The 13,136-nt window shown below is 72.1% G+C and carries 10 protein-coding genes and 2 pseudogenes; 7 read left to right on the top strand and 5 right to left on the bottom strand.

Annotated elements, in window-relative coordinates:
* The 5 genes and pseudogenes from BZL64_RS12205 to BZL64_RS12185 all read left to right on the top strand — a co-directional run.
* Window positions 1-240: pseudogene (locus BZL64_RS12205) on the top strand (carbohydrate ABC transporter permease); the annotation flags it as partial.
* A 66-nt stretch (window positions 241-306) separates the two neighbouring features.
* Entirely contained in the window at window positions 307-2,442 is a 2,136-nt protein-coding gene (locus BZL64_RS12200; protein ID WP_086768968.1) for a beta-galactosidase, read from the top strand.
* Window positions 2,443-2,479: 37 nt separating this feature from the next.
* Entirely contained in the window at window positions 2,480-4,288 is a 1,809-nt protein-coding gene (locus BZL64_RS12195) for an RICIN domain-containing protein (RefSeq protein ID WP_086768966.1), read from the top strand.
* A gap of 284 nt (window positions 4,289-4,572) precedes the next feature.
* Window positions 4,573-5,172 carry an RNA polymerase sigma factor gene (locus BZL64_RS12190; protein ID WP_086768964.1) on the top strand — a complete coding sequence of 200 codons (600 nt, stop codon included), beginning with the start codon at window positions 4,573-4,575 and terminating at the stop codon, window positions 5,170-5,172.
* 5 nt (window positions 5,173-5,177) lie between these two features.
* Window positions 5,178-5,525 (top strand): hypothetical protein, encoded by a 348-nt coding sequence (locus tag BZL64_RS12185; RefSeq protein ID WP_107430277.1) that lies wholly within the window; start codon window positions 5,178-5,180, stop codon window positions 5,523-5,525.
* A gap of 17 nt (window positions 5,526-5,542) precedes the next feature.
* Here BZL64_RS12185 and BZL64_RS12180 read toward each other — a convergent pair whose 3' ends face one another.
* Window positions 5,543-5,743: a hypothetical protein gene (locus tag BZL64_RS12180; RefSeq protein ID WP_086768962.1), complete on the bottom strand. Its 201-nt coding sequence runs from the start codon at window positions 5,741-5,743 to the stop codon at window positions 5,543-5,545.
* 159 nt (window positions 5,744-5,902) lie between these two features.
* Between BZL64_RS12180 and BZL64_RS12175 the strand changes: the two genes are divergently transcribed.
* Complete coding sequence (locus BZL64_RS12175) at window positions 5,903-6,373, top strand: DUF1707 SHOCT-like domain-containing protein (RefSeq protein WP_086768972.1); 471 nt, start codon at window positions 5,903-5,905, stop codon at window positions 6,371-6,373.
* On the opposite strand, the gene BZL64_RS12170 is transcribed toward BZL64_RS12175, so the two are convergent.
* Window positions 6,361-7,032: a HalD/BesD family halogenase gene (locus tag BZL64_RS12170; RefSeq protein ID WP_244205312.1), complete on the bottom strand. Its 672-nt coding sequence runs from the start codon at window positions 7,030-7,032 to the stop codon at window positions 6,361-6,363. The two genes, BZL64_RS12175 and BZL64_RS12170, sit on opposite strands and share 13 nt — an antisense overlap.
* 333 nt (window positions 7,033-7,365) lie before the next feature.
* Here BZL64_RS12170 and BZL64_RS12165 point away from each other — a divergent pair, with 333 nt between their 5' ends.
* Window positions 7,366-9,528: an ATP-binding SpoIIE family protein phosphatase gene (locus BZL64_RS12165; RefSeq protein ID WP_086768960.1), complete on the top strand. Its 2,163-nt coding sequence runs from the start codon at window positions 7,366-7,368 to the stop codon at window positions 9,526-9,528.
* 78 nt (window positions 9,529-9,606) lie between these two features.
* On the opposite strand, the gene BZL64_RS12160 is transcribed toward BZL64_RS12165, so the two are convergent.
* From BZL64_RS12160 to BZL64_RS12150, 3 genes and pseudogenes are all read right to left on the bottom strand, one after another.
* Window positions 9,607-10,791, bottom strand: coding sequence for a beta-ketoacyl-[acyl-carrier-protein] synthase family protein (locus BZL64_RS12160; RefSeq protein WP_086768958.1), 1,185 nt, complete (start codon window positions 10,789-10,791; stop codon window positions 9,607-9,609).
* Window positions 10,792-11,288: 497 nt separating this feature from the next.
* Window positions 11,289-12,722 carry a flotillin family protein gene (locus BZL64_RS12155; RefSeq protein ID WP_086768956.1) on the bottom strand — a complete coding sequence of 478 codons (1,434 nt, stop codon included), beginning with the start codon at window positions 12,720-12,722 and terminating at the stop codon, window positions 11,289-11,291.
* Window positions 12,723-12,821: 99 nt separating this feature from the next.
* Window positions 12,822-13,136: pseudogene (locus tag BZL64_RS12150) on the bottom strand (hypothetical protein); the annotation flags it as partial.

Raw genomic sequence — 13,136 nt, 5'->3', positions numbered from 1 at the left:
ACCTGGAACAACTACTTCCTGCCGCTGATCATGCTGAACGACCCGGACCTGTACCCGGTCACCGTCGGCCTGTCGTCCTGGGCCGCGCAGGCGCAGAACGGCGGGGCCGGCTCCAGCAGCGACATGCTCGCGCTGGTGGTGACCGGCTCCATGCTGTCGATCGTCCCGCTCGTCGTGGCGTTCCTGCTGCTCCAGCGGTACTGGCAGAGCGGGCTCGCCGCGGGCGGCGTCAAGCAGTGACGCCCCTGCCTTTCCCCCCATTTCCCGTCGCTTCCCCTCACGTTCTTCCCTCCGGAGGTTTCCTTCATGGCGGATCTGCCCGCCCGCGTCCTCTTCGGTGCCGCGTACTACCACGAGTACCGGCCGCCGTACGGCCCCGAGCGCCCCGACGAACGCCTCAAGACCGACCTCGACCTGATGGCCGACGCTCATGTCACCGTCATCCGGGTCGGGGAGTCGGTGTGGTCGACCTGGGAGCCCTCCAGCGGGCGGTTCGACCTCGACTGGCTCCAGCCCGTGCTCGACGGCGCCCACGAGCGCGGCATCTCCGTCGTCCTCGGGACACCGACGTACGCCGTGCCGCCGTGGCTGGCCCGTCAGTACCCGGAGATCACGGGCGAGCGGCGCACCGGTGAGCGCATCGGCTGGGGTGCCCGGCAGGAGGTCGACTTCACCCACCCTGCGTTCCGCTTCCACGCCGAGCGGGTCATCCGCAAGGTCGTCGCCCGGTACGCCGGCCACCCCGCGGTGATCGGCTTCCAGGTCGACAACGAGCCGGGCAACGAACTCCTGCACAACCACGGCGTGTTCCAGCGCTTCGTCGACGAGTTGCGCGAGACCTACGGCGATGTCGAGACCCTCAACCGCGAGTGGGGGCTGGTCTACTGGTCGCACCGGCTGTCGACCTGGGCCGACCTGTGGACACCCGACGGCAACGCGCAGCCGCAGTACGACGTCGCCTGGCGCGCGTTCCAGGCCCGTCAGGTCACCGAGTTCATCGGCTGGCAGGCCGACATCGTCCGGGAGTACGTCCGTCCCGAGCAGTTCGTGACCACCTGCATCTCCTACACCCGGCCGGCCGTGGAGGACGACGAGCTGACCGACCGCCTCGACATCGCCTCCGGCAACCCGTACTACGGCATGCAGGACGGTCTGCTGCTGCCCGACCCCACGCCGGACGCCCACCGCCAGATCTGGCAGACCACCGGCGTCCCCGCGCTGTACCAGACCGCCGACTGGATGTTCTCCTCGCGCCAGGAGCCGTTCCTGGTCACCGAGACCAACGCGGGCTCGATCGGCTTCCCCTGGGACAACCGTCCCGCGTACGACGGACAGTGGCGGCAGGCCGCCTGGGCGCTGGTCGCCCGCGGCGCCCGCATGATCGAGTACTGGCACTGGAACACGCTGCACTTCGGCGCGGAGACGTACTGGGGCGGCGTCCTGCCGCACACCGGGCGGCCGGGCCGCGCGTATGCCGAAGTGGCGCGTCTTGGCGCCGAGTTCGAGTCGGCCGGGGCGCTCGTCGCGGGGCTGGAACCGGACGCCGACATCACGATGGTGTACTCGACGCCCAGCAAGTGGCTCATGGAGAAGTATCCGCCGCTCGCCGAGCCGGACGGGGCACCTGACCCGGCCTCCTACCACCGCGTCTTCGACCCCTTCTACCGCGGCGCCTTCGAGACGGGACGCCAGGTGCGCATCGTGCACGCCCGCCAGCTGCACGACCCGCGCGGGGAGAGGGAGGGCCTGACGCCGCAGGAGGCCGTCCGCCGCCATCCCGTCCTCGTCGTCCCGGCGCTGTACCTCGCCGCCGACGCCACCCTCGACTGGCTCGCCGCGTACGCCGAGGCGGGCGGCCACCTGGTCGTCGGCCCGCGCACCGGGTACGCCGACCACGAGGCGCGCGCCCGCCAGGAGGCGGCCCCCGGACGCCTCACCGAGGCGGCGGGCGTCTCCTACGACGAGTTCAGCAACCTGCGCCGGGAGATCCCGGTGCGGTCGGCGCCGGGCGGACCGCTCGACCTCCCCGAGGGCGCGACGGCGAGACTCTGGGCGGACAGCCTGACCGTCACCGACGCCGACGTGCTGGTGTCGTACGACCACCCGCACTTCGGCCGCTGGCCCGCGGTCACCACCCGCCCGCACGGCGCGGGCCGCGTCACCTGCGTCGGCACCGTCCCCGGCCGTGACCTCGCCCGCGCGCTGGCCGACTGGATGGCACCGGCCCCGCGCAGCCCCTGGCGGGACCTCCCGGCCTCCGTCACCGCTACGACCGGCACCTCCCCCGACGGCAGGCGCGTGCACATCGTCCACAACTGGAGCTGGGAACCGGCCCGCGTCCAGGCCCCGGTGGACCTCTCCGACGTCCTCGACGGCACCTCCGTCCCCGCGGGCACACCACTGGAACTCGGCGCCTGGGACGTACGCGTACTCGTCTCCTGACCGTTCGTCATCATCCGGCCACCCCCGAGGAGGAGCTATGAAGAGCAAGAGAAGAACAGGGCAGGCACTGGGCACGTTCGTCGCGGCGTCCGCATTGCTGGCGCTGCCCATGGGCACGGCGCAGGCGTACGCCCCGACGGGCGGGACCGTCTACCAGCTCGGCGACGAGCCGTGTCTGAAGGGGCGGGGCAACTGCGCGGTCTACCCGAAGTCGGCGCAGCTGCCGAGCGGGCGCCTGGTCGCCTCGTTCGAGAGGTCCACGGTCGTGCCGGGGACGGGCAGCGCGGACGGCCAGACCCTCCCGGTGTACAAGAGCGACGACCACGGGACGACCTGGCAGCCGCTGTCGGAGGTCGCGGCACCGGCGTACCTGTCCAGCGACCCGCGGTACGCGACGTACACGAGCAACTGGACGAACCCCTACCTCTACGTCCTTCCGCAGCAGGTCGGGAAGTTGAAGGCCGGCACGCTGCTGCTGGCGAGCGTCGTGTCGGGGGACGACGCCTACTACACGGAGCACAAGGCCGCCGACCCCGACTGGACGCCGTCCAACGACGGCGACCGCGCGGACATGGCGATCGCCCTGTACTCCAGCACCGACGACGGCCGCACCTGGAAGGTCGTCAACGTCATCGCGACCGGTGGCTGGCAGGGCGGCAGCGCGGGCGCGGTCGGCCAGAACATCGCGGCGGCCAACACCCACCGGCAGGTGGACCCCCTCTGGGAGCCGTACCTGATGGTCCACAAGGGCCGGCTGGTCTGTTTCTACTCCGACGAGAACGACTACGTCGGCTTCGACCCGGCCACCGGCGTCCCGCGGCTCGACCCCGCGAACGACACCGCCCCGGACTCGCACGGGCAGATCCTCGCCCACCGGACCTGGGACGGGCGCGCCGCCCGCTGGAGCGCCCCCGTCGTCGACGTCGCCGGGTCGGTCCAGGACATGGGAGGCGGAAAGACGGAGATCGGCGGCGGGCGGCCGGGCATGACGAACGTCGTCCGCACGACGGACGGCAAGTGGCTGCTCCCCTTCGAGTACTGGGGCGGCGGCGTCAACACCCGGTACGTCATGGCCGACGACCCGCTGACGTTCTACCGCGGCTCCCCCACCGGCGAGGCCGTCACCTCCCTGCCGGTCGACACCGGATCACGTCCCCTCGCGACGGGAGGCAGCCCGGTCGTCATCCGCCTCCCGGACGGGCGGCTGGTCTACAACGCCGCCGGCAGCGGCAACGTATGGGTCAACGAGAGCGGTCGCAGCGACGGCGTCTGGAAGGAGTACCAGACGACCTCGCGGGCCGGATACAGCCGCAACCTCCAGTACGTCGAGGGCACCGGCCGCATCTCGATCCTCAACAACCAGGGCGTCTCGCAGATCGCCTACGCCGAGGTCGATCTCGGCCACTCGGACGGCGCCTACCACCGGCTCGTGAACCGCAGGACGGGCCAGGTGATCGGCACCGGCGGACGCACCAACGACGCCAACATCGGCAACGCGGACGTGCCGGACGTCCGCCTGGAGGCGCCCGGCGCGACCGCGGACAAGGACACCCAGTACTGGCACGTGGTCACGAAGCCGAACGGCGGTGCGACCCTGCTGAACAAGTCGGGCGGTCGCGCGGCGGCCGTCTGGACCGGCAACGCGACGGCAGGCCGGCGGATCGGCCAGTGGGTCGACGACAGCGCCACCGGCAGCTGGAACCTGGTCAGGAACGACGACGGCTCCTACCGACTCCAGTCGGTCAAGAACCCGAGCCTCTACCTGACCGGCGCGACCACCGACGCGCCGCTCACGCTCCAGGAGGCGGCCGCGGACGGCTCACAGGACTGGGACCTCAGGAGGTAACCACCGCCCCTGGGCCGGTACAGGGACGCACGCGCCGTATCGCCCCGCCCGCACTGCTCGAAGAATCCTCGGCCGGAGGTGAATCCTTCCCGGACCCCGCCGCCTCTTATCCGTGTACCGGCCGAACAGGGCCGGCGGAACCGGGAGGAGTCACCCATGATGGTCGCCGCAGTCATAGTGATCGGAGCCCTGCTCGTGGGCGCGTGCGGCTGGCATCTGACGCGGCGATACAGGAGCCGAGGCTGAGCGGCGCCGGCGGGGCGCCTTCAGGAGATGGGCAGCACATGAACCGACGGGCCCCCTGGCCGGACGAGCGGCTGATCAGGTCCGCCCAGGACGGTGACGTCACCTCGCTCACCGCCGTCGTCACCGAATCGCAGCCGCACGTACGCAAGTTCGCCCTGTCGCTGTGCGCCTCGCGGCAGGACGCGGAGGACGCGGCGCAGGAGGCGCTGATCATCCTCTACCGGAAGATCGGCACCTTGCGGGCCACCGGCGCGCTCGCCTCATGGATGTTCCGGATCGTGCGCAACGAATGCCTCCGGCAGGTACGGCTGCTCGTCCCACGCGGCGACGAGGCGTCGGCCACGCCGGAGGCATCCGCCGAACGGTCCGCCGAGGAGGCGGCGCTGCACAGGCTGGAGGTGGAGCGGATCGCCACCGCGATCGGCGCTCTCCCCCGTGACCAACGGGACGTCCTGATCATGCGGGACATACAGGGCCTGCCCGGCAGGACCGTCGCCCGTTCGCTCGGTCTGAGCAACGCCGCCATGAAGTCGCGGCTGCACCGAGCGCGCGCGGCACTGCGTCACGCACTGGCAGCACCCGGCACATCACCTGACCACGCACTCGACGCCCCGGACGGAAGGGACCTTCGACCGTGAACACCGTGAAGACCCTGAACGGCGTGGGCCCGGTGAAGCCCGCGCAGCCCCCGGAGGATGTCTCGGCCTCGGCACACTCCACTGCGCCCGGCACGAAGGACTTCGCCAGCAGGTCCGTCCCGCGCCATCTGGCGCGCGGAGCCCTCGGGTTCGGGCTGATCATCGGCTCGGTCGCCCTGGTGCCCGTCGCCGGCCCGGCCACCCTGCTGGCGGCACCGTTGGCCCTGATCGCCTTCCGCGGCTGCCCCACCTGCTGGATGGTCGGCCTGGCCCAGACCATCTCCCGCGGCCGTCTGGAGCGCCGGTGCGCGGACGGGGTCTGCACCCTCGGCACGGCACGCGGCGCGCCGTGAGCCGGGCCCAAGGGCGCCTATCGGCCCGCGTCACGCTCTGCTTTCCGCAGGTGGGCGCCCTGCACGGCCGCGGCGACGGATCCGGTGACGAAGGCGGTCGGGGCGCCGTAGAGGAGAGGGGGACCGACATCCGATATCCAGTCGCCGATCGCGAGGCACGTGATGACATCGACGTAGCAGAACAGCGCGAGGGCTCCCCCTCCGAGCTTCGACATCATCGGTCGCCCCCTCGTGATCGCCGCGTCGCCTCTCGTTGCATGCCCGGCCGGTGATGGGCCGACACCGATCGCGGAGCGCTGGGCGAGCCGGCGCACCGTCCACCGGCGAAGCCGCTCGTTCCCGTGCTCTCGCCGTCGGCGCGGCACTACATCGAAGCGGTGACCTCTCTGTCGGAAGAACCGCCGTCGCCGATCGGCGAAGACGACCGCGACGCGGCCGTGCGCCGCCTACAGGAGGCGTACGCCGAAGGGCACATCTCGCACGAGCACATGGACGAGGGACTCGACCGGGTGCTCACCGCCGAGGGGCGCGGCGAGCTGGTGTCGGTCCTCGACTCGCTTCCGGCGGAGAAGCCGGGATCCACGTCCACGATCGCCGCCGCCGGTGGACGGATCCGGCGGGGTGGCAGCTGGCGGGTGCCGCGGATCCTCAAGGTCGAGTCCGCGTTCGGAAGGGTGCGCCTCGACCTGTCCCGGGCCGTCATCGAACACCCGGTGGTCGACATCCAGCTCCGACTCGGCACCGTTCCAGCAGGCCCTTGTCCGCGTCGACCATCGGCAGCGGCTCCTGGGTCGGGGCGGTGCTCAGCCGGACAGGGACGGTCACCCGTGGTCCGTCAGTACAGCTGACCCGCGGAGGGGGTACGGGCCTGCTGTCGGTCCGGGGTGGTGTAGGCGAGGTTCATGACGGTGCGGCGCAGACCGGGCCGGCGCAGCGGGGTGACCCGATGGGCCGTGGTGTCCGCGCGCAGGAGGTATCCGTCGCCCGGCCGGTGGTGCGCGTGGCGCGCGGCGGCGGTCTCCAGGCCACTCAGGTCGTGGGCGTGAGGAGTGAACTGCAGCAGGCCGCCGTCGGCGGGGTCGCCGGGTGCTTCGGTGAACAGGACCAGGGCCAGGGGGTAGTCGTCCGTGTGCGCGCCATGGGTGTCGCCCTCCTGGTGCAGGATGTTGATCACGTGCCGCTCCAGGGGGTCCGCCACCCAGGCGGCGGGCAGGCCGGAGACCTCGCCGATCCACGAGAGCAGCCGCCGCCCGTGGTACAGCTCGGGAACGAGATGCGACGTACGGGCGATGACGTGGCCGCCGAGGGTGGTCATGTGGCGGGGCGAGGAGTCCATGGACGCCATGACGAAGTCGCGCCGCAGGGCCAGTCCCTCCAGCCGCCGTACCTCCCGTGCCAGCACGGGCAGCGTCCCGGAGGGAATCAGCGAAGGCAGCGGCAGGTATCCGTCGGTGGCGAAACGGTCCCGTACGGCGCGTGTGCACTCAGGTAAGGACAACACCGCCATGCCCTACCCAAGGTCCTCGCCCCCGCAACCGGGAGGCACCTGCCCGGCTCACCTTTGACAGAAAGTCGCCGGTGAGGTCACCTCCGTGTTGCGAGCGGTCCGGACGTTCCCGTGTCGTCGGGCCGCGGTCGGGTGACGCCCCCGGCCGGGTGGGCACGGCCGGCCGCCCGCGGGGCGCCTCCTCACGGTCCGCGTTCACCGCGCGATCCGCTGGTGTGGGCGAAGCGAGCCCCGGTGTTATTCAATGGGGTGTGCGGTCAGGGAGCTCGGGGCCCCGTCGCACGGGTCCGAGTACGGCCCCGGCGCTGCGCCGGGGACTGCCGAGAGAGCCGCATGGACTCCACGCCCACCCCCTCGTCCTCATCGCCGTTCGATCTGGTCAGCAGCGCTCTGGGGCGCTACGGCCCGCGCGGCGGAGCGGCGGCGGGCGCACGTCCGGCCGACGCTGAGGGCGACCGCGCGGCCCGTCGGCGCACACCCGACGACCCGGCGGCCGACCGCCAGGATCAGATTCTCGGCGTGGTCGGCCTGGACGGCGACCTGCGCGTCACCCACAGCAATCTGGACGCCCCCGTATTCACGGGTCTGGAGGCCCCGACGGGGAGTGCCTTCGCCGACCTCCTGCCCCCCGGCGACGTACCGACGGTCACCCGGCGGTTGCGGATGGTTCTGGAGAGCGGTGAGGCGCACGTCGCCAGGATCCAGCGCCTGCACCGCGACGACGGATCGGAGCTGGTCGTCTCGATGAGCATCCTGCCCGCCGCGGCGCCGCAGGAGGGCCTCACCGTATCCCTCATCGCCATGGCCAGGAGGCTGCACCTGTACGCCGCCGAGACCGCGATCGGCACCTCCCTGGACATCGGCGAGACCGCGCAGTCGTTGGCCGAGTCGCTACTGGCCTGGGGAGACGTGGCCGCCGTCGACCTCGACTTCGCCGTGTGGACGGGCGAGGGAGTCACCGAGCAGGCGCCGGGGCGCATCCGGCTGCGGCGGGCGGCCCTGGTGCCGGACCGGGCCTGGCCCGAGGGCTATGTGACTCCGGGCGACGACCTACCGAGCGACGCGAGCCGCCTGCTGGCGCAGGCCGTACGGCGGGACGACGCCCCGCAGGCCATCGTCGTCCCCGACCGGGAGACGGTCGAGCGGCTGCTCGGGAGTCCGCGAGTGATCCGGGCCCTGGTGCCCGGTGACCGGTCGGCGAGTGTGGCGTGCATACCGCTGGTGCTGGACGGCCCGCCACCCGTCGTTCTGGGCGTGGCGGAGGTCTGGCGGCGGGCGGACCGCCCTTTCCGCGACAGCGAACTGTTCGACCTCCAGGAACTGGTGGCCAGGACCGCCCATCACGTCGACCTGGCCCGTCAGCACCAGCGCGAGCACACGCAGGTGCTGACGTTGCAGCGCAGACTGCTGCCCCGCAGTGGCGGCGACACCCTGGAGATCGCCAGCGTCTACCAGCCCGCCACGCCCGACAGCGCCGGCGTCGGCGGCGACTGGGTCAACAGCTTTCCGCTGCCGGACGGCCGTACCGCGCTGGTGGTCGGTGACGTCGTCGGGCACGGGCTGGGAGCCGCGGCGGCGATGGGCCAACTGAGCATGGAGGCCCGCGCGCTGCTGTCCGCGGGGCTGGCCCCCGACGAGGTGCTGGAGCACCTGGACGAGACCGTGACGCTGCTCGACGACGCGGAGTCCGGGCTGGCGGCCGGCTACAGCGCCCTCGGCTCCACCTGCTGCGTCGCCCTCTACGACCCGGTCAGCCACGACCTGACGCTCTCCAGCGCCGGTCATCTCCCCCCTGTCCTGGTGCTTCCGGACGGGAACGCGGGCCTGCTCGCGGTCCGTCCTCACCCCGGCCTGGGCGCCGAGTTCGCCCTGCGGGAACCGTTCGACGTACGCACCTTCGACGCGCCTCCGGGCTCCCTGCTCGCGCTCTACACCGATGGCCTGGTCGAGGACCGGAACCTCTCCATCGACGTGGGCATCAGCAGGCTGGCGGATGCCGTGTCCACGGTGCACCCCTGGGACGCCCTGCACCAGGCCGCCCGGCACGTCGTCTCCGAGCTGGCCCCCGGCCGCCAGCGCGACGACGTGACCCTGCTGCTCGCGCGCCTGATCGGCTACCGCAAGGAGGACACCGCGACCTGGCGGCTGCCCGCCCGCGACGACGCGCCCGCCCGTGCCCGCGCGCACGCCTCCGCGCTGCTGCGGCGGTGGCACACCACGGGCCGCGCCCTGGACGATGTGCCGCTGCTGGTCAGCGAGCTGGTCACGAACGCGGTGCGCTTCGCCGCCGGTCCCATCACGGTGCGGCTGATCAGGACCGGTCACGGCCTGCTGTGCGAGGTGGGCGACACCGGCAACGGCAGACCACGTCTGAGCAGGGGCGGCCTCCTCGACGACGGTGGGCGTGGGCTGCACGTCCTGCACCGGCTCACCACCCGGTGGGGCGTGCGGTGGACGGACACCGGCAAGGTCGTCTGGGCGGACGTCGCCAGGTGACGGCGCCCTCAGCGGCACCGGTGGCGTGACCGGTGCCGCGGACGGCCCGTTCGCGGGTACGGGTGGCCCGCGCCTTCGCTACAGCCACTCCCCTTCCAGGGCGGTGGCGGTGAGGCCCGGTGCCGCCGCGTACAGAACGGCACGGTTGCCCGGCTTCTGCCCGGCGTCGTACGCCCGCCTCAGGATGTCGAACACGGCGGCGCCACCGCGGTTGCCGCTGGTGTAACTGTCCCGGCTGTACTCCAGCAGCCCCGACGGCCATGCGTCGGGCATCGTCTGCTCCATGTACTCCAGCACGCGGGTGCCGCCGGGGTGAGCGAGCAGCACGTCGGGGTGCCAGGAGTCGGGGTCGTCCTGGTAGCGGACGCGCAGCCACTCCCACATGGCGGTCACCGTCTCCTGTACGGCGCGCGGCCCGCGCCGGTCCATGACGAAGTGGGTGCCGTCCTCGCGGGTCTCCAGGCGGTGGAGGTCGTTGGTGCCGGGCAGGGTGTGGTGCCAGGCGGCGTCCAGTCGCAGCACGGACTCGCGCCTCGGACGGCCCGTGACCACCGCGGCGACCGCGGTGTCCGCGAACAGCAAACGGACGATCAGGGACTCCAGGGTGTCGTCCGCGGGCTGGTACGTCGTGCTCAGCGCCTCCGCTATCACGACCAGCACCACCCGATCGGGATCCGCGGCCACGAGGTCCGCCGCCAGGGCGAGGGAACGGGTCCCCGCCACGCAGGCCCACTGCGTGGCCGGCAGCAGCATCACGTCGTCGCGGAGCGAAAGCCTGTTGGACAGGGCGATGTCCAGACCCGGCAGCGCCGGGGTGGTGGAGTGACTGGTGATCAGGCAGTCGACGTCCGCGACGTCCAGCCCGGCGATCTGCAGGGCACCTCGCGCCGCGCGCTCCCCGTAGGACCGCACGGCCTTCCAGGCCGGCGCGGTGCGCTCCTGGACCGTCTGCGGCACGGGTATCGCCTCCAGGGCGGCGACCGCGCGGTCCACGTCCTGCTGGGTGAACCCGTCGCGTGCCAGCGCCTGTCGGGCGGATTCGATGCCGACACTCCGCAGGCCTCCGCCGTCGCCGGGCGCGACGGCGGTCTCCAGCGGCAGCATCCATCCGCGGGTTTCTATGCCCGTACTGGCCGCGATGCCGTCGATGCGCGGCGCCCACGTCGCGTGCGGGTGCCGGTCGCGCACCTCCGCCACGATCTGGCTGGTCCGCACGGCGTGCTCACCGTGTATCACGGCAGGGGGACAGAGGTATGCGGCCATGGTGGGGCACCTTTCGAGGGGAACGAGGAGGAAATCAAGAGGGCTGCGCCATGGGCCACTTCGGAACTTCGCGCCCATACCGTCGGGCTCCGCTTCGGGAGTCGCTGTCTCCGTGCTTCGGGAGTCGCTGTCTCCGTCGAGCATGGACGCCAAGTGGACATTTCCGCTGTGATGCAGACAACTTGGGCGCCTTTTATGGGCGTGATACGGCACACACCGCCACAACAGGAGCCCTCAGAAGCCCTCCACCGGCACAGGCGTCACGTGACTCGTCGTCAGGCAGGCCTCGCACCCGCGCCGACGCCACAGCCACCGGGCCGAAGCTCCCCGCCTCGTAAAATGGGGCCGCCCACCGTGACCTCCACCCGGACGCCGATCCGCGTCCCCCGCATCCGGACCCAACTCGCCCGACGCAGCCCGGCGATGCCGTCATCCATGCCGAACGAGCCCGCGCGGTTCGCTGCCGCGCGGGCTCGTTCACACCGTCCGTACCGGGGTCAGCCGGTGATCTCGATCTTGCCGTTCGCCTCGGCGGACGCCGACGGCTCCGGCTGCGAGGCGCCGTCTCGCCGCGTGATGTTCTTCAGCAGCTCGGCGAGGTCGACTCCGGTGGTGGAGCTGAGGAGTTCGACGCCCTGGGCGACATTGTCGGCGACGGTGCGGGAGAGCTGCGAGGCGCCGTCCGTGGAGATGACGGTCATCTTGTCGATGGCGCTGAGCGGCTCGGACGCCTTGGCCACGACCTGCGGCAGGACCTCGACGAGCATCTGGAGCACGGCGGCGTCGCCGTACCGGGCGAAGGCATCCGCCTTCTTCCGCATCGCCTCGGCCTCGGCGGCGCCCTTCGCACCGATCGCGGCGGCCTCGGCCTCACCCTCGATACGGACCGCGTCCGCGAGCGCGGCGCGATGCGCCTTCTCGCCCTCACCCGTCAGCCGGGACCGCTGGGCGTCCGCCTCGGCCTCCTTGACCAGCGCGATACGGCGGGCCTCGGCCTCCTGCTCGGCCCGGTAGCGGGCGGCGTCGGCGGGCTTGCGGACCTTGGTGTCCAGCTCACGGTCGGTCAGCGCGGCCTGCCGCTCGGCGACCTTCTCCTGCTCGATCAGCACCTCCTGGCGGCGGGCGGCCTCGGCCAGCGGACCGGCAGCGTCGGCGCGGGCGGCGGCCTCGTCGGTCTCGGCCTTGATCTCTGCCTGCTTCAGCGCGAAGGTGCGCTGCGCGATGGCGATCTCCTCCTCGGCCTTGAGCCTGGCCTGCTCGGCGGCGCGCCGGGCGACGGCCTCGGCGATGTCGGCCTCCTGCTTGGCGCGGGCGGCCTCGGGACGGCCGAGGTCCTCCAGGTAGGAGCCCTCGGTGGAGATGTCCTGGATCTGGAAGGCGTCCAGGACCAGTCCCTGCCCGGACAGGCTGGCCTCGGCCTCCTCGGCGACCTGCCCGGCGAACGCGGCCCGGTCGCGGATGATGTCCTCCACCGACATCCGCCCGACGATGGCCCGCAGCGCACCGGAGAGCACTTCCTGGGTGAAGCCGACGATGCCGTCCTGCTGCATCAGGAAGCGCTGGGCGGCGGCCCGGATCGAATCCTCGGTGCCGCCGACCTTGACGATCGCGACACCCTCCAGATGCACCTTCACGCCGCGCAGCGTGACCGCGCCGCGGACCGCGACGGGGATGTGCCGGGACGAGAGGTCGAGGGTGAACTTCTGCTGCACGAACGGCACGACGAAGACCCCGCCGCCCACCACGACCTTCTGGCCGCTGTTGTCGGTGAAGACCCGGCCGGTCTCCGGGTCGGTGGCCTGCTTCCCGCGCCGGCCGGTGACGATGAACGCCTCACTGGGGCCCGCCACCTTGTACCGGGTGACGACGACCAGGCCGAGCACCACGAGGAGTACGACGACTCCCAGCACGGCGAGAACAACTGGACTCATGCGAATTCCCCCTCAGCCCTCCCAGAGGACGGCAGATCGAAACGGTTTGATGTGCGACACGGACACCGGCGTGGACGGGTCGGTGGGGTCGCGGCCCGGTCAGCGGTCCACGGGACGTACGGACACCGCCGTCTGTGACAGCGTCGCCTCCACCCAGACCTCGGCCCCCCGGGCCACCGGCGCCACGCTCTTCGCGGCCAGCTTCACCGGCTGCCCGGCCAGGTGGACCAGCACCTCGCCATAGCCGTCGGCGGGAATCGCCGTGACCACGGATCCCGGGACCCCGATCAGATCGACGTCGCGCGGAGCCGCACCCGACCGGTCGCGCAGGAGCGCCCGGCCGAGCCGGTACGCGAGCCAGCCCGTGGCGAGTCCGGCCGATGCCCCGACCGCGCCGGCGCCGGCCGCGCCCAC

The organism is Streptomyces bobili, assembly GCF_002154575.1.
GTDB lineage: Bacteria > Actinomycetota > Actinomycetes > Streptomycetales > Streptomycetaceae > Streptomyces > Streptomyces bobili.
Note: the sequence above shows the minus strand (reverse complement) of the source record. Positions and strands in the feature narration are given on the sequence as shown.